The sequence below is a fragment of the Sinorhizobium sp. 7-81 genome, assembly GCF_030124405.1.
Taxonomy (GTDB): Bacteria; Pseudomonadota; Alphaproteobacteria; order Rhizobiales; family Rhizobiaceae; genus Sinorhizobium; species Sinorhizobium psoraleae.
In genome coordinates, this window is record NZ_JASKLT010000003.1 from 37,267 (window position 1) to 63,662 (window position 26,396).

The 26,396-nt window shown below is 61.3% G+C and carries 20 protein-coding genes; 13 read left to right on the plus strand and 7 right to left on the minus strand.

All coding sequences use genetic code 11. The features are described from left to right. Position 1 precedes the first annotated feature (1 nt). The 6 genes from QN224_RS12680 to QN224_RS12705 all read left to right on the plus strand — a co-directional run bounded on the left by QN224_RS12680 (position 2) and on the right by QN224_RS12705 (position 7,125). On the plus strand, positions 2 to 1,576 hold the full coding sequence (locus QN224_RS12680) for an ABC transporter ATP-binding protein (protein WP_283976966.1): 1,575 nt from the start codon (positions 2 to 4) through the stop codon (positions 1,574 to 1,576). Next, positions 1,566 to 2,660: an ABC transporter permease gene (locus tag QN224_RS12685; RefSeq protein WP_283976967.1), complete on the plus strand. Its 1,095-nt coding sequence runs from the start codon at positions 1,566 to 1,568 to the stop codon at positions 2,658 to 2,660. The genes QN224_RS12680 and QN224_RS12685 overlap by 11 nt, the downstream gene beginning before the upstream one ends. Beyond that, positions 2,660 to 3,580, plus strand: a complete 921-nt coding sequence (locus QN224_RS12690) for an ABC transporter permease (protein WP_283976968.1) — start codon at positions 2,660 to 2,662, stop codon at positions 3,578 to 3,580. The genes QN224_RS12685 and QN224_RS12690 overlap by 1 nt, the downstream gene beginning before the upstream one ends. 38 nt (positions 3,581 to 3,618) lie before the next feature. Then, positions 3,619 to 4,689, plus strand: coding sequence for a BMP family ABC transporter substrate-binding protein (locus tag QN224_RS12695; protein ID WP_269283833.1), 1,071 nt, complete (start codon positions 3,619 to 3,621; stop codon positions 4,687 to 4,689). A gap of 272 nt (positions 4,690 to 4,961) precedes the next feature. Then, positions 4,962 to 5,708, plus strand: a complete 747-nt coding sequence (locus QN224_RS12700; protein ID WP_283976969.1) for a FadR/GntR family transcriptional regulator — start codon at positions 4,962 to 4,964, stop codon at positions 5,706 to 5,708. A 124-nt stretch (positions 5,709 to 5,832) separates the two neighbouring features. Further along, on the plus strand, positions 5,833 to 7,125 hold the full coding sequence (locus QN224_RS12705) for a hemolysin family protein (RefSeq protein ID WP_173512915.1): 1,293 nt from the start codon (positions 5,833 to 5,835) through the stop codon (positions 7,123 to 7,125). 215 nt (positions 7,126 to 7,340) lie between these two features. On the opposite strand, the gene glp is transcribed toward QN224_RS12705, so the two are convergent. The 5 genes from glp to QN224_RS12730 are packed head-to-tail and all read right to left on the minus strand — an operon-like array spanning position 7,341 to position 12,815. Beyond that, a complete protein-coding gene (gene glp, locus QN224_RS12710; protein ID WP_283976970.1) occupies positions 7,341 to 8,552 on the minus strand; it encodes a gephyrin-like molybdotransferase Glp in 1,212 nt (403 codons plus the stop codon). Continuing rightward, positions 8,552 to 9,046 carry a cyclic pyranopterin monophosphate synthase MoaC gene (gene moaC, locus QN224_RS12715; RefSeq protein ID WP_283976971.1) on the minus strand — a complete coding sequence of 165 codons (495 nt, stop codon included), beginning with the start codon at positions 9,044 to 9,046 and terminating at the stop codon, positions 8,552 to 8,554. Before moaC ends, glp begins: the two co-directional genes overlap by 1 nt. Further along, positions 9,046 to 9,861 (minus strand): indole-3-glycerol phosphate synthase TrpC, encoded by an 816-nt coding sequence (trpC, locus tag QN224_RS12720; protein ID WP_283976972.1) that lies wholly within the window; start codon positions 9,859 to 9,861, stop codon positions 9,046 to 9,048. The genes moaC and trpC overlap by 1 nt, the downstream gene beginning before the upstream one ends. A 15-nt stretch (positions 9,862 to 9,876) precedes the next feature. Further along, entirely contained in the window at positions 9,877 to 10,890 is a 1,014-nt protein-coding gene (trpD, locus tag QN224_RS12725) for an anthranilate phosphoribosyltransferase (RefSeq protein ID WP_283976973.1), read from the minus strand. A 32-nt stretch (positions 10,891 to 10,922) separates the two neighbouring features. Beyond that, entirely contained in the window at positions 10,923 to 12,815 is a 1,893-nt protein-coding gene (locus tag QN224_RS12730) for a peptidylprolyl isomerase (RefSeq protein ID WP_283976974.1), read from the minus strand. Positions 12,816 to 13,172: 357 nt separating this feature from the next. Between QN224_RS12730 and QN224_RS12735 the strand changes: the two genes are divergently transcribed. From QN224_RS12735 to QN224_RS12755, 5 genes are all read left to right on the plus strand, one after another. Beyond that, positions 13,173 to 14,819, plus strand: a complete 1,647-nt coding sequence (locus QN224_RS12735) for a Na/Pi cotransporter family protein (RefSeq protein ID WP_283976976.1) — start codon at positions 13,173 to 13,175, stop codon at positions 14,817 to 14,819. 155 nt (positions 14,820 to 14,974) lie between these two features. Next, the gene (gene glmU, locus QN224_RS12740) at positions 14,975 to 16,345 is read left to right on the plus strand and encodes a bifunctional UDP-N-acetylglucosamine diphosphorylase/glucosamine-1-phosphate N-acetyltransferase GlmU (protein WP_283976977.1); all 1,371 of its coding nucleotides are present in this window, start codon (positions 14,975 to 14,977) and stop codon (positions 16,343 to 16,345) included. Between the two features lie 143 nt (positions 16,346 to 16,488). Continuing rightward, positions 16,489 to 18,315, plus strand: a complete 1,827-nt coding sequence (gene glmS, locus QN224_RS12745) for a glutamine--fructose-6-phosphate transaminase (isomerizing) (RefSeq protein ID WP_283976978.1) — start codon at positions 16,489 to 16,491, stop codon at positions 18,313 to 18,315. After that, entirely contained in the window at positions 18,312 to 18,809 is a 498-nt protein-coding gene (locus QN224_RS12750) for an N-acetyltransferase (protein ID WP_283976979.1), read from the plus strand. The genes glmS and QN224_RS12750 overlap by 4 nt, the downstream gene beginning before the upstream one ends. Positions 18,810 to 18,827: 18 nt before the next feature. Next, complete coding sequence (locus QN224_RS12755; RefSeq protein ID WP_173512925.1) at positions 18,828 to 19,520, plus strand: DUF502 domain-containing protein; 693 nt, start codon at positions 18,828 to 18,830, stop codon at positions 19,518 to 19,520. 15 nt (positions 19,521 to 19,535) lie between these two features. Here QN224_RS12755 and recG read toward each other — a convergent pair whose 3' ends face one another. Then, complete coding sequence (gene recG, locus QN224_RS12760; protein WP_283976980.1) at positions 19,536 to 21,641, minus strand: ATP-dependent DNA helicase RecG; 2,106 nt, start codon at positions 21,639 to 21,641, stop codon at positions 19,536 to 19,538. A gap of 121 nt (positions 21,642 to 21,762) precedes the next feature. Here recG and QN224_RS12765 point away from each other — a divergent pair, with 121 nt between their 5' ends. Beyond that, positions 21,763 to 22,062 carry a succinate dehydrogenase assembly factor 2 gene (locus tag QN224_RS12765; RefSeq protein ID WP_283976981.1) on the plus strand — a complete coding sequence of 100 codons (300 nt, stop codon included), beginning with the start codon at positions 21,763 to 21,765 and terminating at the stop codon, positions 22,060 to 22,062. Between the two features lie 8 nt (positions 22,063 to 22,070). Next, the gene (mfd, locus tag QN224_RS12770; RefSeq protein WP_283976982.1) at positions 22,071 to 25,580 is read left to right on the plus strand and encodes a transcription-repair coupling factor; all 3,510 of its coding nucleotides are present in this window, start codon (positions 22,071 to 22,073) and stop codon (positions 25,578 to 25,580) included. Positions 25,581 to 25,634: 54 nt separating this feature from the next. Here the strand turns inward: mfd and QN224_RS12775 are convergent, their stop codons facing one another. Further along, positions 25,635 to 26,297 (minus strand): DsbA family protein, encoded by a 663-nt coding sequence (locus QN224_RS12775; RefSeq protein WP_283976983.1) that lies wholly within the window; start codon positions 26,295 to 26,297, stop codon positions 25,635 to 25,637. Positions 26,298 to 26,396 lie beyond the last annotated feature (99 nt).

The window sequence follows — 26,396 nt, forward strand, 5'->3', positions numbered from 1 at the left end:
CGTGCCTGTTAAGGGACAAACTGCGAGCGGTTCATTGTTGGCCGTGAGCAACCTGACGAAATTGTTCGGCTCGTTCGCAGCCTGCAACGCGATCAATCTGCAGATAGAGCCCGGAGAAATCCACGCCCTGCTCGGTGAGAACGGGGCGGGCAAGTCCACCTTGGTGAAGATGCTCTTCGGGGTTCTCGCGCCCACGGCCGGCGAGATAGCGTGGCAGGGTGAACCGGTGCGCATCGCCAGCCCCAGTGACGCCCGCAAGCTCGGCATCGGCATGGTTTTCCAGCATTTTTCCTTGTTCGAGGCGCTCACGGTCGCGGAGAACATCGCCCTTTCGATGGATCGGAACGTGTCGCTTGCCGGCGTCGCCGACGAGGCGTCGCGGCTTTCGCACGCCTATGGCTTGCCGCTCGACCCGAAAGCGCATGTTGCCGATCTTTCTGTCGGCGAGCGCCAGCGGATCGAAATCGTGCGCGCGCTTTTGCAAAATCCGCAGTTGATCATTCTTGACGAGCCGACCTCCGTGCTGACACCGCAGGAGGCCGACCGCCTGTTCGAGACACTGCAGAAGCTGAAGGCCGAAGGGCGTTCGGTCCTCTATATCAGCCATCGTCTCGAGGAGGTTCAGCGCATCTGCGACCGGGCGACGGTTCTGCGGCACGGCAGGGTGACCGGGGCTTGCGATCCGCGTGCGGAAACGCCGGCCTCGCTGGCGCGGATGATGGTCGGAAGCGATGTGGCGCCGGTGACCCCGGAAGGCACGAACATCAAGGGCGACGTGCAACTGGAGGCACGCCATCTTTCGGTCGCGGCGCGCACGCCTTTTGCGGTTTCGCTGAAGAACATCTGTCTCAAGGTTCGGGCGGGTGAAGTGCTGGCGATCGCCGGTGTTGCCGGCAATGGCCAGAGCGAGCTTTTCGACGCGCTGTCGGGGGAATATCCGGTCGCCGACGACAACGCGGTGCAGATACGGCAGAGGCCAGTTGGAACAAGGAACATCAACGCGCGACGTCTGATGGGGGCCGGCTTCGTCCCGGAGGAGCGGCATGGGCACGCGGCGGTCGCGACGCTTTCCCTGTCGGACAATCTGGTCCTGGCACGCAATCAATCCGACAAGCGGGCGTTTCTCGGTGGCGGATTCCTCAAGATCATCCGCCAAAGTGCAGTGAAGGCTGCGACCAGGCGGATTTCCGAGGCTATGGATGTTCGCAAGAGCGGCGAGGACCCGCCGGCGGGTTCGCTTTCGGGCGGTAACCTGCAAAAATTCATCGTCGGTCGTGAACTCGATCGCCAGCCATCCGTACTCGTGGTGAACCAGCCGACGTGGGGCGTTGACGCGGGGGCGGCAAGCCGCATCCGTCAGGCTCTGGTCGATCTTGCCAAGGCAGGATCCGCGGTGCTCGTCATCAGCCAGGATCTGGACGAAATATTCGAGGTGGCGACCGAGATCGCCGTCATCAGCGAAGGGCGCCTTTCCGATCCTTATCCGGCATGGGAACTGTCGCGTGAGAAGATCGGTCTATTGATGGGGGGCATGTACGCCAAGACGGAAGGCGCGGGAGTGGCGCATGCGCATTGAACTCGAAAAACGCGCTCAGGTTTCGGCGCTGTTCTCAATTCTGTCGCCGTTCATCGCTTTCGCGCTGACCATGATCTTCGGCGGAATCATGTTCGCGCTGCTTGGCAAGAATCCAGTTATCGCGCTCTACAGCTTCTTCGTCGAACCCTTGAGCGAAGTCTGGTCGCTGCACGAGTTGGCGATCAAGGCCGCGCCGCTGATCCTGATCGGTGTCGGCCTCTCCGTCTGCTTCCGGTCCAACAACTGGAACATCGGAGCCGAAGGACAATTCATCATGGGGGCGATCGCGGGCTCGATCCTGCCCGTCGTCTTCTACGACTGGCAATCGCCGATGGTGCTGCCGATGATGATGGTGCTCGGCATGCTTGGCGGCGCTCTCTTCGCTGCGATACCGGCCTTCCTCAAGGCGCATATGAACACCAACGAGATCCTGACGAGCCTGATGCTGGTCTATGTCGCCCAGCTCTTTCTCGACTGGATCGTGCGTGGCCCCTGGCGCAATCCGCAGGGCATGAATTTTCCGGAAACCCGCAGTTTTGCTGCCGATGCGATCCTTCCTGAAATGCTTGCCTCAGGGCGCACGCATTGGGGCTTCGCCTTCGCGGTCATCGCGGCGGTCCTGGTCTGGTTCATGATGCGTTACACGCTGAGAGGATTCGAAATCACCGTGCTCGGCCAGTCCGCGCGGGCAGGGCGCTTTGCCGGCTTTTCGTCGCGCAAGATGATCTGGTTTTCGATGCTGTTTTCCGGGGCATTGGCTGGGCTTGCCGGCATTGCGGAAGTGAGCGGCGCCATCCAGCAGCTGCGGCCGGTGATCTCGCCCGGCTACGGTTTCACGGCCATCATCGTCGCCTTTCTCGGCCGCCTCAATCCGCTCGGCATCATCGCCGCCGGTCTGGTCCTGGCATTGACCTATCTCGGCGGCGAAGCGGCACAGCTCTCGATCGGCGTGTCGGAGAAGGTCACGCGTGTGTTTCAGGGACTGTTGCTCTTCTTCGTGCTGTCCTGCGACACGCTTATTCACTATCGCATAAGGCTCGTGTGGGAGAGGCTCGCCGCGATCAAGACGGATGGAAGCCACTGATGGGCATCGTTGAAGCAATCCTGTTGAGCGTCATCACGGCGGCTACCCCGCTCGTCCTTGCCGCTGCGGGCGAACTTGTCGCGGAGCGATCGGGCGTCCTCAATCTCGGCGTCGAAGGGATGATGATCATGGGCGCCGTCTGCGCCTTTGCTGCAACGCAGCTTAGCGGGGCGCCCTATGTCGGCCTGCTGGCCGGCATCGCCAGTGGGGCGTTGTTCTCGCTCCTCTTTGCCTTTCTTACCCTGACGCTTGTCGCCAACCAGGTGGCGACCGGACTGGCCTTGACGCTTCTGGGGCTCGGCGTATCCGGCATGCTCGGCGAGAGTTTTCTCGGAATGCAGGGGATAAAGCTGCAGCCGATCGCGATACCACTACTCTCTGAGATTCCGTTTCTCGGGCCGCTCTTGTTCCGCCAGGACGCGATCTTCTATCTGTCGATCGCGGTGGTTGCCGGTGTCCACTGGTTTCTGTTCAGCAGCCGCACGGGGCTGAAGCTGCGCGCCGTGGGCGACAGTCACGCCTCGGCCCATGCGCTCGGCGTAGATGTCATAAGAACACGCTATCTGGCGGTCTTGTTTGGCGGCGCCTGCGCCGGCCTCGCCGGTGCGCAGCTATCGCTCGTCTATACACCGCAATGGGTGGAGAACATGTCCGCGGGGCGCGGCTGGATTGCGCTTGCCCTGGTGGTCTTCGCATCCTGGCGCCCCTGGCGCGTTGTTGCCGGCGGATATCTCTTCGGGGCGGTTTCGATAAGCCAGCTTCACGCGCAGGCTTTCGGTATAGGCATTCCCTCGCAATTCCTTTCTTCGCTTCCCTATATCGCGACAATCGTCGTACTTATTCTTATCTCACACAACCGGCGCATGACCCTGATCAACACGCCGGCGTCGCTCGGCAAACCGTTTGTGCCGGACCGATGAACAAAAACAAGCCAGACGGACAACCGACAGAGGTCAAAATGAAAAAACTAATGCTCGCCCTCGCAACCACAACTGCCGTGCTCGGCTTCACGTCCGCGGCAAGTGCTCAGGAAAAGGCCAAGGTCTGCTTCGTCTACGTTGGCTCGAAGACCGACGGCGGCTGGACGCAAGCACACGACATCGGCCGCCAACAGCTCGAAAAGGAACTTGGAGACAAGATCGAGACGCAGTTTCTCGAAAACGTGCCGGAAGGTCCCGACGCGGAGCGCGCAATTGAACGCCTGGCGCGTTCGGGTTGCGGGCTGATCTTCACGACGTCGTTCGGCTTTATGGACGCGACGATCAAGATCGCCGAGAAATTCCCCGACGTGAAGTTCGAACACGCGACCGGCTACAAGACCGCCCCGAACGTCGCGACCTACAACAGCCGCTTCTATGAAGGCCGTTACATCCAAGGCCAGATCGCTGCCAAACTTTCGCAGAAGGGCGTCGCCGGCTACATCGCTTCGTTCCCGATTCCGGAAGTCGTAATGGGTATCAACTCCTTCGTGATCGGCGCCCGCTCCGTCAATCCGGACTTCAAGATCAAGGTCGTGTGGGCGAATACCTGGTTCGACCCCGGCAAGGAGGCCGACGCCGCCAAGGCACTGGTCGACCAGGGTGTCGATATCCTGACGCAGCACACCGACACGACCGCTCCAATGCAGGTTGCTGCCGAGCGCGGCATCAAGGCATTCGGCCAAGCATCCGATATGATCGCGGCAGGTCCGCAGACGCAGTTGACGGCGATCGTCGATACATGGGGCGCCTACTATGTGAAGCGCACGCAGGCATTTCTCGATGGAAAGTGGACAACGACATCGAGCTGGGATGGCCTGAAGGACGGCATCCTGACCATGGCGCCCTACACGAACATGCCTGATGATGTGAAGGCGATGGCCGAAGCAACCGAGGCCAAGATCAAATCGGGAGAATTGAAGCCGTTTACCGGCCCGCTAAACAAGCAGGACGGCAGCGCCTGGCTGAAGGCGGGCGAAAGCGCTGATGATGGCACGCTGCTCGGCATGAACTTCTACGTTGAAGGCGTTGACGACAAGCTGCCGCAATAAGCTGGCTAGACCTGCTAAACCAGCCACGTCGTTTAGTTCGACAGCCGGCAAACCCCGCGTCAACACGCGGGGTTTGCCGATTTTTGGGCGGCCGACTATCAGGTGCGACAAACCGACCCCGCCGTGGCTTCGGAGCGGCTTTGAGGAATCGCATATTCGAACTAGAGTTGAACTCCCTTCGCGCTGGGGCATGAAGATGGCGGTTGAAACGCCACGAACGATACACGAGTGCGCGGCCTCCGCGGAGGTATTCTTGGGAGGGGGGAACGGGTTTGAGCAAGGGCCTGTTTGAGACAGTGATATCCGGCGCACCGAAACGCACGAGTCATGCGCAAGTGGTGGATCAACTCGGCAAAGCGATCGTTTCAGGGGAATTTCCGGTCGGCAGCATCCTGCCTGGCGACCCGGAACTGGCGGCGCGTTTCAGGGTTTCAAGAACCGTGCTGCGCGAAGCTATGAAGACCTTGGCGGCCAAGGGGCTCGTCGTGCCACGCGCCCGCATCGGCACGCGTGTGAGGCCCAAGAACGACTGGAATCTCTTCGACAGCGACATCCTGACCTGGCATTTCGCATCCGGTGTCGACGACGAATTCCTTTACCATCTCAGTGAGGTGCGGCTTGCGTTCGAGCCGCATGCCGCGGCGTTGGCGGCGCGAAACGCGACTGATGCGGAAATCAGCGGCATGATGCGTCTCGCCGTCGCGATGGGCGACGCGAACCACACCGCTGAAAGCCTCGCCGTCGCCGACCTCAAGTTCCATCTTTCCGTTCTGGACGCTTCCGGGAACCCCTTCCTGCGCACGGTCGGCAGCCTGATCGAGGCGGCACTTGTCGGCGTGTTCAAGTTGAGTTCGCCCACCGCCGAAAAGAGCGGCATCGACGAGGTCGCCCGCAATCACATGCGAATCGTCGAAGAAATCGGCAGAAGGGATGAGGCGGCGGCCCGTTCGGCGATGGAACATGTCATCAAGGTTGGTCGCGATCGTGTTCGACAGGCGCTGCACGCGGGTACCGCATAGAGGCGGCGCCGCCGCCTTTCGCCACGAAGTTGAAGCCTGACCTTGCCCGAGCTTCGCCCGTAGCCTATCTGGGAGACGGTCGTTCCGTGCAGTGCGGCCTTCCATCAACGGTGACCTGGAGACCATGGCCGAGCTTTTTGTCATTTTTGTCTTGCTCTTGATAAACGCCTTCTTCGCGCTCTCGGAAATGGCGATCGTCTCGGCAAGCAAACCATTGCTTCGCCAAATGGTAAAACAGGGAAATCCACGGGCGGAGGCCGCGCTAAGGCTGGCCGATGATCCCGGAAAGTTCCTGTCCACGGTGCAGGTCGGCATAACCCTTGTCGGCATTCTGGCGGGCGCCTATGGCGGTGCAACGATCGCCGCCAAGATAGCTCCCTTCTTCGACGGGGTGGCCTGGATCAACCCCTATGGACACACTGTCGCTGTCGGATTGGTGGTCACGCTCATCACCTTCCTGTCCGTCGTTATCGGCGAACTCATTCCGAAGCAGCTCGCGCTCAGGAATTCCGAGGGACTGGCGATGTTCGTCGCGAGGCCGATGACTTTGCTCTCCCGTATTGCCGCACCCGTCGTCTATCTTTTCGAGATGGCGGCTGCAGGGGCGATACGCCTGTTCGGCATGCGTCCGGACGATCCGGATCATGTGACGGAAGAGGAGGTTCAGGCGATCATGGCGGAAGGCGTCGAAAGCGGCGCGATCGAAAAGAGCGAGCATGAAATGCTCCGCCGAATCATTCGGCTTGGTGATCGCAACGTGAAATCGATCATGACGCACCGCACGGAGATGCGCTTCATCGACGTCAACGACGACCTTGAGGTGATCCGGCGCAAGGTCCGGGAGTTCGGCCACTCCCGCTATCCCGTCGTAGATGGCCCCACAGGCGATGTTCTCGGCGCGATTCTGGCCAAGGAGGTTCTGAACATCCCCGCAACTGCGTCGTTCAACCTGCGTGCGCACCTCCGCGAGATCCTGACGCTGCCGGAGACGGCCTCATGCCTGAAGGCGCTTGATGCCTTCAAGACATCGAGCATCGACATGGCGATGATCGTCGACGAGTACGGCAGTACGGAAGGCATCATTACGACGGCTGACATCCTGGAGGCGATCGTCGGCGTGTTGCCGTCGAACTACGATGACATCGAGCACGCGCATATCCGTTTGCGCGAGGACGGTAGCTATATTGTCGACGGACGCACGCCGATCGACGAGATTCATCTGGCGATCGGCATCGAAGGCATCGAGGCGGACGGCAATTTCGAAACGATCGCGGGTTTTCTCGTTCAGCAGTTGCGCAAGACGCCGGAGGAGGGCGATATCGCCGAGGCCCATGGTTACCGCTTCGAGGTCATCGACATGGACGGTCGCCGGATTGACAAGATTCTCGTCGCCCGCGGCGCCGACGACGAAGCCTGACGTTCCCGGCGAGCCGCTTTGCCAAAAAAGCAAAGGCCGGGGCGTACCCGACCTTTCCTCAAACTGCCCTGGCGCCTGCTAGTTCATCCGTAGTCAGCCGCCGGGACAGATGACTGAGTGATTTCCTAGCTATACGCTTTCCATGTCTGTCGTATGACAGGCGGCTGATCATGTAGAAAGTCGCAGCGGGCGCGTTTTTGCTTGGGTTGAGCGGGTCAGCGCAGCCGTAATATGTTGCATGGATCGCCGCTCGAAGCTGCTGCGGCATGTGGAGCGCGAACGATGAGCCCGTCGGATTGCGCGAAGACGTTCATCATCGAGGAATCCTGGCGCGCGAACGGATGGGCGAGGAGCGATCCGTCAGGTTCGACGGTCAGGCGCGCGCGGATATAGTCCTGCCGGCGATCATTGACCGGCAAGGGGGCTGCAAGCTTTGCCGTTGTCATCCGCGACCGAGGCGGCAGATGCGCCAAGTGCCGGGCCAGCGGTTCGAGAAAGAGCAAGGCGCATACGAGGCTCGAGACGGGATTGCCGGGCAAGCCAAGCACCGTCATGCCGGCGAGCTCGCCCACCATGAGCGGCTTGCCGGGGCGCATGGCGATGCGCCAGAAATCCAGCACCATGCCGCGCGAAAGCAGAGTCGATTGAACAAGGTCATGATCGCCGACGGAGGCCCCGCCGAGCGTTACGAGGACGTCCGCTCCAGCCGCCTGGGCCTTGGCAACGGCGGCGGAAATTGCCTCCTGGTCATCCGGCACGATGCCTAGGTCGAGGATTTCGGCGCCGTTCTCGCGCGCAATTGCGGCGACGCCGTAAGTATTCGATGCGATGATCTGGTCCGCACCAGGGGAACTTCCCGGCGGCAACAACTCGTCGCCGGTGGCGACGATAGCAATCCTCGGTCTCTCGAACACCGGCAGGCTTTCATGGCTCATGCCCGCAGCGAGCGTCAGTCGCCCGGCATCGAGCACGCTGCCGGCGACAAGCGCAATGTCGCCCTCCACGAAATCCTGTCCTGCAAGCCGGATGTGACGGCCCTTTGCCGGGGCAAACAACGTGCGGATCTTCCCGCCCGAAAGCTTTTCAGTATCCTCCTGGATGATCACGGTGTCGGCGCCGGCGGGCAGGGGCGCACCGGTGAAGATGCGCACGGCTTCACCGGCATGCACCCGTCCCCGGAATCCATGGCCCGCGGCGGACTGACCGATGACGACAAGCTGCGCGCCGATGTCAGCGATATCCTCGTGGCGAACCGCGTAGCCGTCCATCGCGGAATTATCGAAGGCGGGATGCGTGACCCGTGCGGCAATATCCTGGGCCAGCACCCGGCCGAGACAATCGTGCAGTGGGAGTGTTTCAGTCCGACGGTGCGGCCGAGCCTTGCCAATCACTCTGGCGAGTGCATCCTCAACCGAAAGCAGTGACATTAGCGCGTCTCTCCTTGGCGCCGATAATCGCCTGAGCGCCCGCCCGATTTGCTGACCAGCCGAACGCCGCCGATCTCCATCTCGCGGTCGGCGGCCTTTGCCATGTCGTATATCGTAAGGCAGGCAACGCTGACGGCTGTCAGGGCCTCCATCTCGACGCCAGTCCGCCCCGTCAGCTTTGCCATTGCCTCGACGCGCAGGCCGGGCAGGGCGTCATCAGGCACGATATCCACCGCGACCTTCGTCAGCATAAGCGGGTGGCAGAGTGGAATGAGGTTGGATGTCTGTTTCGCAGCCATGATGCCGGCAAGCCGCGCCGTGCCGATGACATCGCCCTTCTTGGCGTTGCCTTCAAGAATCAACGCGAGAGTCTCGCCGCGCATTTTTACGTGGCCTTCGGCGACGGCGACACGAACGGTCTCGGCCTTGTCGCCGACATCGACCATGTTCGCCTCGCCGGCACTGTCGATGTGGGTGAGGGAGGGACCGCTCATCACTCTGCCGCCAATACGCTTCCGGAGTCCGTCAGCAGCGCCCGCGTCGCCGTCTCGACATCGTCCTTCCTCATCAGGCTCTCGCCGACGAGAAACGTGGTGATGCCGCTCTTTTCCAGGCGCCGGCAATCCTCATGCGTAAAGATGCCGCTTTCGCCGACGAGGAGCCGGTCGTGCGGAACCATCGCCGCCAGTTGTTCAGAGACGGCGAGGTCGACATCGAATGTTCTGAGATTGCGATTGTTGATGCCGACGAGCGGGGAAGTCAACGCTAGCGCCCGTTCCATCTCCCGGGCGTCATGCACTTCGATAAGGACATCCATCCCGAGCGCAAAGGCCGAATCCTCGAGGCGGCGCGCATCGTCGTCGCTCAAGGACGCCATGATCAGCAGGATGCAGTCGGCGCCCCAAGCTCGCGCTTCGAACACCTGATAGGGATCGAACATGAAGTCCTTGCGCAACGCCGGAAGAGTACAGGCGGCGCGCGCTGCCGTCAGGAACTCCGGCGCGCCCTGGAAGCTCGGTCCGTCAGTCAAGACGGACAGGCAGGCTGCGCCGCCGGCGGCATAAGCTCTGGCCAGCGCCGGGGGATCGAAGTCGGGACGGATCAGTCCTTTCGAAGGACTTGCCTTCTTGATCTCGGCGATCAGGCCGAATTCGCCTTCCTTGCGGCGCGAAGCGAGGGCCGCAAGGAAGCCCCGCGGCGATGTCTGATCCGCGATCCTTGCCTTCAGTTCCTCAAGAGGAACGCGCGATTTAGCCGCGGCGATCTCGTCGCGCTTATAGGCTTCGATCTTGCGCAGGATATCCGTCATGGAGCTACCTTCTCCTCAAGCGGCATTGGACACGCTGATCAGCCGCTGCAGGGCAGTCTTCGCCGCACCGCTCGAGAGCGACTGCCGGGCGAGCGCGATGCCTTCGATAAGATCATTGGCGCGCCCCGCTATCATCAATGAAGCGGCGGCGTTCGCAAGCGAAATGTCCCGATAGGCGTTCTCCGCGCCGTCGAGGACAGCCTGCAGCGCGACGGCATTGTGTGCCCCGTCTCCGCCTCTTAGCGCCTCAAGCGTGACCGTGGGAAGGCCGAAATCGGCCGGTGTCAACTCGAAGCTCGTGATCTTGCCGTCCTGCAGCGCGGCAACTTTGGTCACGCCGGTCGTCGTGATTTCGTCGAGCCCGTCGCCATGGACCACCCATACGTTTTCCGAACCGAGGTCGCGTAGCACTTCGGCAAGCGGATCTACCCATTGCGGCGCATAGACCCCGACGAGCTGCCGCTTGACGCCGGCCGGATTCGAGAGCGGGCCGAGCAGATTGAAGATCGTCCGCGTACCGAGCTCGACCCGCGTTGGGCCGACGTGGCGCATGGCGGAATGGTGCTGCTGGGCGAACATGAAACCGACGCCGGCCTCGCTTATGCAGCGGGCGATCGCCTCGGGTCCGATGTCGAGCTTGACGCCCAGGCACGACAGCGCGTCGGCGGTGCCGGATTTCGAACTCAGCGCACGATTGCCATGTTTGGCGACCGGGACGCCGGCGCCCGCGACGATCAGGGAGGCGAGCGTCGAGATGTTGTAGGTGCCGGCCCCGTCGCCACCGGTGCCGACGATGTCGATCGCATCTTTCGGGGCATCGACCGGCAGCATGCGCGCGCGCATCGCGCCCACGGCCCCGACGATTTCGTCGACGGTTTCGCCGCGCACCCGAAGTGCCATCAGGAAGCCGCCGATTTGCGAAGGCGTTGCCGCTCCGGACATGATGATCTCAAAAGCCGCCCGCGCGTCCTCACGATTCAGTGCCTCGCGAGCTGCCACTTTCGCGACGAACGGCTTCAAATCACTCATCAGTTCGTTTCCTTGTCGGTCAGCATTGTCCGTCAGCGTTGCGCCAATGCGGTTTCGGCGAGCGTCTGATTGATCGCCACCCCGTAAACCGCCTGCAGGGTGGAGACCATCTGGTCAAGGATGTCGTCGCCGCTAGCGCGAGCGACGGCTTCGATTTGACGGTCGTCATTTTCGAGGGCGTTGGCCGGGGCGCTGTCGTCGACGGCCGTTACCTGAATGAGGATTTGCCCTTCGCCGTCGATGCCCGGCGCGTTGGCAACGTGTCCGTTTGGACCGCCAAAGGCTGCCGCAACAGCGGCTGGGCTCAGTGCAGCATCTTCGGTCGAGCGGGTGAGGCCAGCTTTCGTCTCGACGACAAGGCCAAGCTCTGTTGCTATGTCCGCAAGCTTTGCGCCTTTCTCGACGCGCTGCTTGAGCTCTGCTGCCTTCGTGGCCAGCGCCATTCGCTGTTGCTCCGCGGTCCAATCCGCAGCCACTTCGTCGCGAACCTCGTCCAGCGTACGATCGCGGGCCGGGATGACCTCTTCAAGATCGAACCAGGCAGAGCCGTCGCGGCCGATATTGACCGAAAGCGTGTCGAGCCCCACCTCCGCCTTGAAGACTTCCTGGAGAAGCGTGCGCGCCTCCGGAATTCCGGGGACTTCATCACCATTTTGATCCTGGCCCGTGGCGTCGATCGCATCGATGGTCACGAGCTTCAGCTTCATCTGGTCGGCCACCTGTTTGACCGTGGCGCCGGCGGCACGTTCATCCTCGATCCTGTCGTGAAGACTGACGACCTCTTCGCGCGCGGCAGAAAGGGCGATTTCCTTCCGCAGTTCTTCCTTCACCTCGTCGAAGCTGCGTGTGGTTTCCGGCTTGATGTTGGTTACGCGCAGGATGACCGGCCCGAACGCGCCTTCCACGACCGGCGTAACACCACCTTCTGCCGGAACGGCAAAGGCAGCCTCCGCGATCTTCGCGTCGGGCATGCGATCCTTGGTGAATTCGCCGAGAAGAACATCCGCCGCACTCTTGCCTTCGGCCTTGACCAGATCGTCGAACGACGTGCCGGTGGAGAGCTTGGCTGCCGCAGCGTCTGCTGCCTCACGCGAAGGGAAGGCGAGCTGTTCGACAGTTCTCGTTGCTGCCGAGCGGAAGCTTTCCTTGCGCTTCTCGTAGTCGGCGCGCAGTTCCTCATCGGATACGGTTTCAGTAGCAATCAGGTCTTCCGGTTCCAGCTTGATGTAGCTGAACTTGCGGTATTCCGGAGCGCGATAGTTCGCCTTGTGGCTTTCGAACCAGGGTGCAAGCACGTCGTCGGCCGGCGCCTTGACCGCATCGATGTTCGCGTTCGAGAGCATCAGGTAGTCGATCGAGCGCTTTTCGTGGCGATACTTGCCAACGGCGTCTGTCAGCACCTTGGGAGCGGTGTATCCATCGGACAGCGCATCGACGATCTGCGACCGGACCGCCACCTGGCTGCGGTTGTTGATGTAATCCTGTTCGGTAAGGCCCGCGTTGCGCAGCACGCTTGAGAAAGTCAGACGATCGAATTGGCCGTTGACACTGTGGAAGGCCGGGTCCTCGCCAATGAGCTTCGCAAGGCGGTCCTCGGAAAGGCCGAGATTCATATCCTGGGCAAGTTGATCGAGCGCTGCGCCAGCGACGAGTTGGGAATAAACCTGTGCCTCAATGCCGAAGGCACGGGCCTGCTGGCGCGTCAGCGGTGTCCCGAGCTGCCTCGAAAGCAGGCTCAGTTGGCGCTCGTAAGCCAGGCGGAAATCACTGGGCGAGACCTTGACGTCGCCGACCGTCACCACCGCATTGGGAACACTCGCCACCATCAGCGTCTGACCGCCCCATACCATGAAGGACAGGACGAGAATGGCCATCAGGCCTTTGACGATCCATGTCTGGGAAGCTTTTCTAAGCGATTCGAGCATAGGGGCAGAAACCTTGTTGTAATGCGGTGGCTTTACGCCAAACGAATTCGTTCCTTAGAACAAACCAGACAGGAATTGAAGGGCGCTCAGCGGCAAATTGCGGCCCGTTGGTCGGACGATTGGATGCAACCGGTTTTTTCCCGCGTGGCGTCCGAGGATGATCAGAAAAAACGCGGGATTCGGGCAAGATCGGACGCTAACAAGAAAGTCGATGTCGGATTCGTTAGCCGGCGACCGAAACTGATCTGCGAAATTTGCGATTTCCAGCGCATGTCTCATAGCGACGAAATGGGAATTGTGTGCTCGATAATGGAGTAAACTACTCCGATTCCAGCGGCCGTTACGGGAATTCATGCCATGCAGTCAACGATCGTGATGGTCAATCTTTTCGGAGCGGTGGCGCTACTTTTGTTCGGCCTGTCGCTCGTCAAGGATGGCGTCACCCGTGCATTCGGATCGAGGCTGCGCACCGGCCTCGCGCAGGGAACGAGCGGCGCTGTTCGCTCGTTTGTGACAGGTCTCATCGCGACCCTTGCATTGCAGAGTTCGACCGCCACCGCCTTGATGACGGCTTCCTTCGTCGAGAAGGGGCTGGTGCGCGCGCAGATGGCGCAGATCGTTCTGCTGGGCGCCAATGTCGGCACGGCGATGACCGCCTGGATCGTCGCCACCGGGATCGAGTGGCTCTCGCCGGTCATTATTCTCGCAGGCGTTGTCATGCACCGGATGAGCCGGTCGAGCGCGCGTCAGGGCGCCGGCTTCGCGCTTGTCGGCATCGGTTTGATGCTGCTGTCGCTTGATCTGCTCTCGGTCGCGACGGAACCGATGCGCGAATCCCGTGCGCTCGCAGCATTTCTCGGCATGCTCGACAGCGCCTGGCCCGTTGCGCTGATCATCTCGGCGGGCCTGGCTTTCGCGTCGTCGTCCAGCCTGGCGATCGTCATGCTCGTTCTTTCCCTGTCTTCTGCTGGTGTGCTGTCCGCGGGGCTGACCGTCGCATTGGTGCTTGGCGCCAATATCGGAGGAGCCGTCCCGCCGGTTATCGCCACACTCGGTTCAGCGCCGCCCGCGCGCCGCGTGACGCTGGGGAACCTCATGGTGCGCGGCATCGGCTGCCTCATTGCGCTTCCGATTGCAGGGATCAATGCCGAATGGCTGCAACATCTGCCGCTGCCGCGACAAAACCTGCCGGTCGACGTCCATCTTGTTTTCAATCTCGTCGTCGCGATTATCGCCTGGCCGTTCGCAGGATTGCTGGCGCGGTTGATGGGCCGGTTCGTTCCCGACGAAGAGTCTGGCGAGACAGGCCCCCGTTATCTCGACGAAGCAACGCTCGATACGCCGGTGATGGCGCTTTCCGGGGCGACACGTGAAGTGTTGCGCGTCGGGGATCTGGTCGAGGCAATGCTGACACGCGCCTCGAATGCCTTCAACAACAACGACCTCGGTGAGCTGCGTGACATCGGAAAAATGGAAAAGCAGGTCGACCTGCTCCAGCAGGAGGTGAAGATATTCCTGTCTCGACTGGGCCGCGACGGGCTCAGCGCCGAGGACGGTCGCCGCTCGATCGTCATCATCGACTATGCGATCAATCTCGAGCACATGGGCGATATCATCGAGAAGGGAATCTGCGAGCAAATCGGCAAGAAAGTCACCAATGGGTTGAAGTTTTCCGAGGATGGCTATCAGGAGCTGAAAAGCCTGTTCAACCTGACCATCGACAACCTGCGCATCGCTCAGACGATCTTCGTCAGCCGCAATGCGGACCTCGCTCGCCACCTGATCGAGGTCAAGGTCGACGTCCGCCACATGGAGAAACGCTCGGCGGAGCGGCACCTCGAACGGCTTCGCGACGGCCTGCTGCAAAGCCTGCAGACGAGTTCGCTGCATCTCGACATGTTGCGAGACCTGAAGCGCGTCAATGCGCACATTGCTTCCGTGGCCTATCCTATTCTCGAGGAAAGCGGTCTCCTGACGGAAAGCAGGCTGCGTCCGGAAGCTTGATCGCAGCGCCAGATAACCTTCGTGGTGGTTTTAACCGCGGGTAACGCGACGTGATTGTGAGAATTATGTTTCTCGCAATATCTTGCTAATAAGAACACGGTCGAGTCAGGCGTAAGGGCGTTCCGCCTGCGATTAATGCCAAGGAGAAAATGAGAATGGAACGGACTTGCCTGGCGATCATCCTGGCGGCTGGCGAAAGCACGCGGATGAAATCGTCCCTATCGAAGGTGCTGCATCCGGTGGCGGGCAGACCGATGATCGCCCATGTCGTCGACGCCCTCGCCAGCGCCTCGATCTCGGAAGCGGCGCTCGTTGTCGGTCGTGATGCCGAAGCCGTTTCCGCCGCTGCCCAAACTTCAGGCGTTACCGTGACCTCGTTCCTTCAAAAGGAGCGGCTTGGCACGGGGCATGCGGTGCTCGCGGCGCGCGACGCGATCGCAAGAGGCTATGACGACATTCTGGTCGTCTTCGGCGACACCCCCCTTATCACGGCAGGACCACTCAAGGCAGCGCGCGACGGGTTGGCCGAAGGCAATGATGTTGTCGTCATCGGGTTCGAAGCCGCCGATCCGACCGGTTACGGACGCCTCATCATCGAAGACGGAGTGCTGGTCGCAATCCGCGAACACAAGGATGCTTCCGAGGCGGAGCGCCGCATCACCTATTGCAACGGTGGGCTGATGGCCATTAACGGCCGCAAGGCTCTCGATCTTCTCGGGCGTATCGGCAATGCCAATGTCAAGGGCGAGTACTATCTCACCGATCTCGTTGAAATCGTTCGCACCACCGAAGGCAGGGCGATCGCCGTCGAGGCCCCCGAGGAGGAACTGACCGGCTGCAACACACGAGCGGAACTCGCCTATATCGAGCGTCTCTGGCAAGAGCGCCGGCGGCACGAACTGATGCTGGCGGGAGTGTCGATGATCGCGCCCGAAACGGTTTTCCTTTCCTGGGACACCGAGCTTGCCCAGGATGTTCTGGTAGAGCCGAACGTGGTCTTCGGCCCTGCCGTCAGCGTCGAAAGCGGAGCCATCATTCACGCATTTTCGCATCTTGAAGGCGCGCTCGTTCGTGCAGGCGCGACCGTGGGACCGTTTGCGCGCCTTCGCCCCGGCGCCGATCTCGGCCCCAAATCGAAGGTCGGCAATTTCTGCGAGGTCAAGAAGGCTGAAATCGGTGCCGGCGCCAAGGTCAACCATCTGACCTATATCGGCGATGCGTTCGTCGGTGCCGGATCGAACATCGGGGCGGGAACCATCACCTGCAACTATGACGGGGTGAACAAGCATGTGACCCGCATCGGAGAAAATGCCTTTGTCGGTTCGAATTCGTCGCTCGTCGCGCCGGTGGCGGTCGGCGATGGTGCGCTGGTTGCCTCTGGTAGCGTCATTACCGAGGATGTTCCCGCGGACGCAGTCGCCTTCGGGCGCGCGCGTCAGGAAATCAAGCCGGGCAGGGCGAGGATCCTGCGGGAGCGTTACGAAGCGGAGAAGGCTGCCAAGAAGAAGGCAAAGGCTGCCGAGTAGATCTCGTTAAACACTGAAACTGAAAGTGAAATCGAGGTGGATTGCCTCTAGCGTCAATTTCGTTACCAAGGCCCGAAGGCGGCGAGAGTCGCTTCGGAGAGTTGCCACGCGGTCATCGGCGTGAAGGGGATGCGGAGAGGGATATGTGCGGTATTGTTGGTATTGTCGGCAGTCAGCCGGTATCGGAGCGGTTGGTCGACGCCCTGAAGCGGCTGGAATACCGGGGCTATGATTCGGCCGGCGTCGCGACCATCGACGGAGGCAGGCTGAAGCGCCGCCGTGCCGAGGGCAAGCTGATCAATCTCGAAACGAGGCTCAAAGAGGAACCTCTGGCCGGCAGCATCGGCATTGCACACACGCGTTGGGCGACGCATGGCGCCCCGACCGAACGCAATGCGCATCCCCATTTCACCGATGGCGTTGCCGTGGTCCACAACGGCATCATCGAGAACTTCGCGGAATTGAAGGACGAACTCACCGCATCGGGCGCCGAGTTCCGGACCGACACCGACACGGAAGTCGTGGCGCATCTTCTGACGAAATACCATCGTGACGGCATGGGACGGCGCGAAGCCATGCACGCGATGTTGAAGCGCGTTACGGGGGCCTATGCGCTTGCCGTGCTTTTCGAAGATGATCCATCGACGATCATGGCGGCACGAAACGGGCCGCCGCTCGCAATCGGCCATGGCAACGGCGAAATGTTCCTGGGATCGGATGCTATCGCGTTGGCGCCCTTTACCAATGAAATCACCTATCTGATCGATGGCGATTGGGCCGTTATCGGCGCGGCAGGTGCGCACATCTTCGACATTGATGGAAACGTCGTTACGCGTCCGCGTCAGATTTCGATGGCTGCTGCCTACATGGTCGACAAGGGCAATCATCGCCATTTCATGGAGAAGGAAATCTACGAGCAACCGGAGGTCATCTCCCACGCGCTCGGCCACTACATCGACTTCATCGAGAACCGGGTGACGCCGGTTTCCGACGCCATTGATTTCGCCAAAGTGCCGAGCCTCGCTATTTCCGCCTGCGGTACCGCCTATCTCGCCGGGCTGATCGGCAAATACTGGTTCGAGCGTTATGCGCGTCTGCCGGTCGAAATCGACGTCGCTTCCGAGTTCCGCTATCGCGAGATCCCGCTCTCGCCGCAATCGGCCGCTCTTTTCATTTCGCAGTCGGGCGAAACGGCGGATACGCTGGCATCGCTCAGGTACTGCAAGGAACACGGTCTGAAGATCGGCGCCGTCGTGAATACCCGCGAATCGACAATCGCGCGGGAGTCCGACGCCGTCTTTCCGATCCTCGCCGGTCCCGAGATCGGTGTCGCTTCGACCAAAGCCTTCACCTGCCAGCTTGCCGTGCTCGCCGCGCTTGCCATCGGCGCCGGCAGGGCGCGAGGCACTGTCAGCGAGCAGGAAGAACAGGCGCTGGTGAGAAGCCTTGCCGAGATGCCGCGCATCATGGGCCAGGTGCTGAACAGCATCCAGCCGAAGATCGAGCTCCTGTCGCGTGAATTGTCGAAATGCCGTGACGTACTCTATCTCGGGCGCGGCACCAGCTTCCCGCTGGCGATGGAGGGCGCGCTGAAGCTCAAGGAGATTTCCTACATCCATGCGGAAGGCTATGCCGCCGGCGAACTGAAGCATGGTCCGATCGCATTGATCGATGAAAACATGCCGGTCATCGTCATCGCGCCGCATGATCGGTTCTTCGACAAGACCGTCTCGAATATGCAGGAAGTTGCGGCCCGTGGCGGACGCATCATTCTCATCACTGACGAATTGGGAGCTGCCGCGTCGAAGCTCGACACGATGCATACGATCGTATTGCCGAATGTCGACGAGATTATCGCGCCGATGATCTTCGCCTTGCCGATCCAGCTTCTTGCCTATCACACCGCCGTGTTCATGGGCACTGATGTCGATCAGCCACGTAACCTCGCCAAGTCGGTAACGGTCGAATGATCATCCGGCCGGAGCGGAGCGATGATCACGAGGCTATCCGCGATGTAACGGCGGCCGCCTTTGCCGGTCATCCGCACAGCGACCAGACAGAACCGCTCATCATCGAGCGCCTGCGCGCCGCTGGCGCGCTTGCCCTGTCGCTTGTTGCGAGAGACGCGGGCGAGGTGATCGCTCATATCGCCTTTTCGCCTGTAACGATCACTCCCCCTGCCGCCGGGTGGTATGGCCTTGGTCCAGTTTCGGTGCGGCCAGACAGGCAGGGGCGCGGCGTGGGCAGCGCGCTCATCCGGCAGGGCCTTGATATGTTAGGGAAATCCGGCGCTTCCGGCTGCGTCGTTGTCGGCGAGCCGGAGTTCTACCGAAAATTCGGATTTCGCAATGAACCCACACTTGTCTTTCCGGGTTGTGCGCCGCAATATTTCATGGTTTTGGCCTTGTCGGAAACGAAGGTTTCCGGCAATGTCGCGTATCATCCGGCTTTTGGGCCGATGTGACGAATTGATGGCAACGGCATGACGGAAGGCTCCAAACGCGGCATCATCGCAACCCGGTTGCGCAATTATTTTCTGACCGGGCTTATCATCTGTGCACCCCTGGCGATCACCGTCTGGCTGGTTCGTTCCTTCATCGAATGGGCGGACGGGTGGGTGAAACCTTACCTGCCGAACTTTTACAATCCGGACACCTATTCGCCGGTCGCCATACCGGGCTTTGGTCTCCTCGTTGCGATCATTGTCATCACGCTCGTCGGATTTCTGACGGCCAATCTCGTCGGTCGGTCGATCGTCTCCTTCGGCGAGTCGCTCGTCAACAGGACGCCGCTCGTCCGTACGATCTACAAATCGCTGAAGCAGATCTTCCAGACGGTTCTTCAGGAGCAGTCCTCGTCCTTCAAAAAGGCGGGGCTGATCGAGTATCCGAGCCCGGGCCTCTGGTCGCTGGTCTTCATCGCGACGGACGTGAAGGGTGAGATCGCCGCGAAGTTCGATGAGCGGGGGATGGACATGGTCACAGTGTTCCTTCCGCCGACGCCGATTCCGACGGCCGGCTTCCTGCTGTTCGTGCCGCGGGAGAAAATCATACCGCTCCAGATGAGCGCCGAAGACGCAGCCAAGCTCCTCATTTCCGGCGGCCTTGTCGCGCCCGACCATAAGCCGCTTGCCAACGCCCCGCCGCGGCCGATCACCCACCAGAAGACGGCCTAGTTACCGAACACCCGCCTAACCGGCGCGCAGGAACCGGATCGCTTCGTCGCGTCGGTAAAGGTAGAGAAGCGTCCGCAAGGCTTCGCCGCGCGCCGACGTGAGATCCGGATCGCGTTCGATGACATAAGCGGCATCCCTGCGGGCGATCTCGAGAAGATCTCCGTGCGCCTCCAGACTCGCGATGCGGAAACCGGGTGTGCCGGACTGGCGCGTTCCGAGAAGCTCGCCTTCGCCGCGCAATTTCAAATCTTCCTCGGCAATGACGAAGCCGTCTTCGGTCTCGCGCAGAATGGAGAGACGTGCGCGGCCGGCCTCGCTGAGCGGGCTCCTGTATAGGAGGATGCAGGTCGAAGCCTCGTCACCACGGCCGACGCGGCCCCGCAATTGATGGAGCTGCGCCAGCCCGAAGCGCTCGGCATGCTCGATCACCATGATCGTCGCGTCGGGAACGTCGACGCCGACCTCGACCACGGTCGTTGCCACGAGCAGGCGAACCTCGCCGTGCTTGAAGGCAAGCATCACGGCGTCCTTGTCCGGGCCGGACATGCGGCCATGGACAAGTCCGACATCGTCTCCGAAGCGCCGGACGAGGCTTTGATAGCGCTCATCGGCGGACATCGTGTCGCTCTCCTCGGACTCCTCGACGAGCGGACAGATCCAGTAGGCTTTCTTGCCTTGCCCGAGGGCCGCATCGAGCCTGTCGATGATCTCGTCCGTCCGCTCGGTGGGGATCGTCACCGTCTGTATCGGTTTTCGCCCGGCCGGCTTCTCTGTCAGCTTGGAAACATCCATGTCGCCGAAGGCGGCAAGCACGAGCGTGCGGGGAATAGGCGTCGCCGTCATCACGAGCATGTGCGGGGAAATGCCTTTGGCGGTAAGTCTCAGCCGTTGGTGAACGCCGAAACGATGCTGTTCGTCGACGATCGCGAGCAGGAGTTGGTGGTAGTTTACGGCCTCCTGGAAAAGAGCATGTGTTCCGATCACCATCTGCGTTTCGCCGGAGGAGATACGCTCCAGGATCGCGTCGCGTTCCTTGCCTTTCGTGCGGCCGGTCAGAACATCGATCGTCATACCGGCCGGAGCGGCCATTTTCGAGAGCGTCGCATGATGTTGCCGGGCAAGGATTTCGGTCGGCGCCATCAGCACCGTCTGGCCACCGGATTCGACCGCGGCGAGCATCGACATCAGCGCCACCGCCGTCTTGCCGGAACCGACGTCGCCCTGCAGCAGGCGCAGCATGCGGTCGCTGCCGGACATGTCGGCAAGTATGTCGCGGATCGCCGCGGTCTGGCTCGCCGTGAGAGAGAAGGGCAGCGCTCGGAGGACTGGCTCGGTCAATTTGCCGGTCGGATGAACGGGTGTGCCGGCGACCTTGCGCAGCCGCTGGCGTACGAGCGAAAGCGACAATTGCCCGGCAAGAAATTCGTCGTAGGCGAGTCGGCGCCGCGCCGGAGCCTGTGCGTCGATATCGGTTTCATCCCGCGGCTCGTGCAGGCGCTGGAAACTTTCCGTTGCGCTTTGAAATCCTTGCTGGCGGAGCAGCGGCTCATCGAGCCACTCGGGCAGATCCGGTACGCGCGCCACCGCCGCTTCGATCGAGCGCCGCAGCGTTCGCGGCGAGAGGCCGGCGGTCAGGCCATAGACAGGTTCGACGAGCGGCAGATTTTCCGCTTCGGCGACCCTTACCATGTAGTCGGGATGCACCATGGACGCCCGGCCGTTGAACCAATCCACCTTGCCGCTGACAACAACGGCTTCATCGACAGGCAACGCCTTTTCCAGCCAATTTCCCTTGACGCGGAAAAAGGTAAGCGCCAGTTCGCCGGTATCGTCGTGCAGGAAGACCCGGTAGGGTACGTTCGGCCTGCCGCGAGGCGATGGCTGATGCCGGTCGACGCGGCCGGTGATGGTGACGATGGATCCCTGCGGCGCATAGGCAATACCCGGTTGCTGGCGTCGGTCGATCAGCGAGTGGGGCGCGTGGAAGACAAGATCGATCACCCGGCAATCATCGATCGTTTCGCGGCCGAGCAGACGCGCATAGAGTTCGCCGGTTTTCGGACCGATGCCGGGCAGCGTGTCGAGAGGCGAAAACAGCGGGTCGAGGAGGGCAGGGCGCATGATGATGAAATTGCGATGATAATTCCGGCTTTGGCAAGGCTGACAACCTGCCTTCCAGCGTTTATAGAGCCCAATGACTAAAAACCCGCCCCTTGGCTGCGGACGGCAGGAAGGATTTTCCATGACCGGCATCACGCGTACCAGCGCCGATCTCGACCCGCGTCGGCGCAGGATTCTCTTTCGCTCATGGCATCGCGGCATCCGCGAAATGGATTTGATTCTTGGACAATTCGCGGAAGCGGAACTGGCGACCCTGTCAGACGCGGAACTCGATGAGCTCGAGACGATCATGCGCGAGGAGGACAACGATCTCGTCCGGTGGATCACCGGCGAACAGCCCCTGCCGGAGCGTTATGCGACAGCATTGTTCAACCGGATAGCGGCTTATCGCCCCGACTTCGATAAGCTTCGTCAGGAATAGATACAAGCATGATATCCGGCCTTGACCCGAAGAAGATCCTTTCCGCGACAAGGGAAGTGACGATCGGCCCGGTGCCGTCCGGCGCCGAGGCATTGATTCTTGCCGAGTTGGCGCGAGCAGGAAGCCCCGTCGCCTATATCCTTTCCGACGGTCAGCGGATTGCGGACCTCGAGCAGATTCTCGGCTTTGTGGCGCCCGATATTCCGGTGCTCACTTTGCCTGGCTGGGACTGCCTGCCTTACGACCGCGTATCCCCGAGTGCCGATACGTCTGCGCGGAGGCTTGCTGCCCTGAGCGCGCTGATAGCGCATCGGGCGAAGCCGCATCCGGCGATCGTGCTGGTTACCGTCAACGCGGCGCTCCAGAAGATCTCTCCGCAGGATGTGATCGAAAGCCTCGCCTTTTCGGCGAGGCCAGGTAACCAGATCCGTATGGACGACATTGCCGCGCGACTGGAGCGGAACGGCTTCGAGCGCGTACCGACGGTGCGCGAGGTGGGCGAATTCGCCGTGCGGGGCGGCATCCTGGACGTGTATGTGCCCGGTAGCGGCGAACCGTTGCGGTTGGATTTCTTCGGCGACACGCTGGAGACGATCCGTTCCTTCGATCCGGCGAGCCAGCGCACGACCGGCCAGGTTCGCTCGCTCGACCTCAACCCGATGAGCGAAGTGTCGCTGACGCCGGAGACGATCAGCCATTTCCGCAAGCAGTATCTTTCGCTCTTTGGGGCTGCGACGCGTGACGATGCGCTTTACCAGGCGGTATCGGAAGGACGCCGCTACGCCGGCATGGAGCATTGGCTGCCGCTTTTCTATGACGGCCTGGAGACGGTCTTCGATTATCTCGATGGTTTCCGCATCGTGACGGACCATCTGGTGCGTGAGGCAGCGGCGGAGCGATCGAAGCTCATCCTCGACTACTATGACGCCCGCCTGGCCTCGTCATCGCCGGGCAAAAGCCAGATCTCGCAGGGTACGCCCTACAAACCCGTGCCGCCGGAACTGCTTTACCTCGGAGCCGAAGGCTTCGGAGCGATGCTCAACGAACGCAACGCGGTCCGCCTGTCGCCATTCAATGAACATGAGGGCGAAGCGCGTCAGGTGGTCGCTATCGACGCGCGGCAGGGACTGCGCTGGGCAAAGGCGGCAGGCGAGGTAGAAAGCGACGGCGAGCGCGCGAACGTCTTCGATCAAGCCGTCAAGCACATCGCCGAAAGGCGGGCGAAAGGTGCAAAGGTCGTCATTTCAGGCTGGTCGGAAGGATCGCTCGATCGGCTTCTGCAGGTTCTCGCGGAGCACGGGCTTGCCAATATTCGTCCGATCAAGGCTCTGTCCGATGTGCGCTCGCTGAAGCCGGGCGAGGCGGCTTCCGCGGTCCTCAGTCTCGAAGCCGGCTTCGAGAGCGGCGATCTCGTGGTCATCGGCGAGCAGGACATTCTTGGCGATAGAATGGTGCGCCGTTCGAAGCGTCGCAAACGTGGCGCCGACTTCATCGCCGAGGTGACCGGCCTTGACGAGGGCAGCTATGTCGTCCATGCGGAACACGGCATCGGCCGTTTCGTTGGCTTGCGCACGATCGAGGCGGCCGGCGCGCCGCATGACTGTCTCGAGCTTGTCTATGCGGAGGATGCCAAGCTCTTTCTGCCGGTCGAGAACATCGAATTGTTGTCGCGCTACGGTTCCGAGGGCACCGACGCGATGCTCGACAAGCTCGGTGGCGTCGCATGGCAGGCACGCAAGGCCAAGCTCAAGAAGCGGCTGCTCGATATGGCCGGAGGCCTTATTCGCATCGCTGCCGAGCGCCATACTCGCCACGCGCCTGTTCTGGCTGCCCACGACGGGGTCTATGACGAGTTCGCCGCGCGCTTCCCTTACGATGAAACCGAAGACCAGATGAACTCGATCGATGCTGTCCGCGACGATCTCGGAAGCGGACGGCCGATGGACCGGCTGGTCTGCGGCGACGTCGGCTTCGGCAAGACCGAGGTGGCGTTGCGCGCTGCCTTCATTGCCGCGATGAACGGCGTTCAGGTGGCGGTCGTCGTTCCGACGACATTGCTTGCCCGCCAGCATTTCAGGACGTTCGCCGAGCGATTCCGCGGCCTACCGATCCGCATTCAGCAGGCCTCGCGGCTCGTCGGGTCGAAGGAACTCGCGTTGACCAAGAAGGAAGTGGCCGATGGCAAGACTGACATCGTCGTCGGCACCCACGCGCTGCTCGGCTCTTCGGTCAAGTTCGCCAATCTCGGGCTGCTGATCATCGACGAAGAGCAGCACTTCGGCGTCAAGCACAAGGAACGGCTCAAGGAACTCAAATCGGACGTGCATGTGCTGACCCTGTCGGCTACGCCTATTCCGAGAACGCTGCAGCTTGCCTTGACCGGCGTTCGCGAATTGTCGCTGATCACGACGCCACCGGTCGACCGCATGGCGGTGCGCACGTTCATCTCGCCCTTCGACGCGCTGGTGATCCGCGAGACACTGATGCGCGAGCATTATCGCGGCGGCCAAAGCTTCTATGTCTGCCCGCGCTTGAGCGATCTTTCGGAGATCCACGACTTTCTGAATTCCGATGTGCCCGAATTGAAGGTCGCGGTCGCCCATGGCCAGATGCCGGCTACCGAACTTGAAGACATCATGAACGCCTTTTACGAAGGGCGATACGATGTGCTCCTCTCAACGACGATCGTCGAATCGGGCCTCGACGTGCCGACCGCCAATACCTTGATCGTTCACCGTGCCGACATGTTCGGTCTCGCCCAGCTTTACCAGCTCCGCGGCCGGGTAGGTCGGTCCAAGGTTCGCGCCTTTGCGCTCTTCACCCTGCCGGTCAACAAGACATTGACGGGGCCTGCGGAACGCCGGCTGAAGGTGCTGCAGTCGCTCGACACGCTGGGTGCCGGCTTCCAGCTTGCCAGCCACGATCTCGATATCCGCGGCGCCGGCAACCTGCTTGGCGAGGAGCAGTCCGGCCACATCAAGGAAGTCGGCTTTGAACTCTACCAGCAGATGCTGGAGGAGGCTGTCGCCGAGCTCAAGGGCGAGGAGGAAATCCACGATACCGGCTGGTCGCCGCAGATATCGGTCGGGACGCCCGTCATGATCCCGGAAGTGTATGTGCCGGATCTGAACCTGAGGCTCGGACTTTACCGTCGTCTCGGCGAACTGACGGACCTGAAGGAGATCGATGGTTTCGGCGCGGAGCTGATTGATCGCTTCGGGCCGCTGCCGACCGAGGTTCAGCACCTCCTGAAGATCGTTTACATCAAGTCGCTCTGCCGCACGGCAAATGTCGAAAAACTCGATGCGGGGCCGAAAGGCGTGGTTGTTCAGTTCCGCAACAAGGAATTTCCGAACCCCGCCGCCCTCGTCGATTACATCGCCAAACAGGGAACGCTCGCGAAGATTCGCCCGGACCAGAGCATCTTCTTCCAGCGTGAACTTGCGACACCGGACAAGAGGCTGTCCGGCGCAGCCACGGTGATGACGCAACTCGCCGGTCTTGCAAAGGTGGCCTGAAACAAAAATGCCGCCCGGTTTTGCCGGGCGGCATTTCGGTTTCCATCAGGCGGTTCAGTGAGCAGTGCTTGCTTTCATCTGCGCGATCTCGCGCAATGCGTTCGTCAGCACATCGACCGATTGCGCGCCCATCACAGCATATTGCTGCTCGATGATGAAGCATGGGACGCCGCTGACACCCATCTCGCGAGCCACTTCGATCTCCTGCTTGACCGCGTCCTTGTCCGCGTCGGAGGTGAGAAGGGCGGCGATGACCGGACCGTCGAGGCCAGCCTGCTCGGCAATCTCCAGAAGGACGGCGTGATCGCCGACGTTTCGGCCTTCCTCGAAATTTGCCTTGAACAGCAGGCGCACGACCTCGGCCTGGGTTTCCTCGCCATTGGTTGCTGCCCAGCGGATCAACCGGTGGGCGTCAATGGTGTTTGGGCTGATCTTCACGGCATCGAAGTTGAAGTCGATACCGTCTTCCTGGCCAAGTACTTCAAGCATCTTGTGGGCCTGGTCGACAGCCTCCTGACCGCCGAGCTTTGCGGCAAGGTGCCGCTTGTGGTCGACACCCTCCGGCGGCAGGTCGGGATTGAGCTGGTACGGCCGCCACTGAATCATCACGTGGATGTCGCCGGCGACGTTGGCGATCGCTTGATCGAGGCGGCTCTTTCCGAGATAGCACCACGGACATACAACATCCGAGACGATATCGATTTTGACGGTTTCCATAGTGCCAGCCTTTCTTTCTTCGTGAACCTGCGAGATAGGCCGCTATGGCGATGCTTTCAATGCGTTACCAAATGGGAACCTACTGCATGTTTCCTTAAA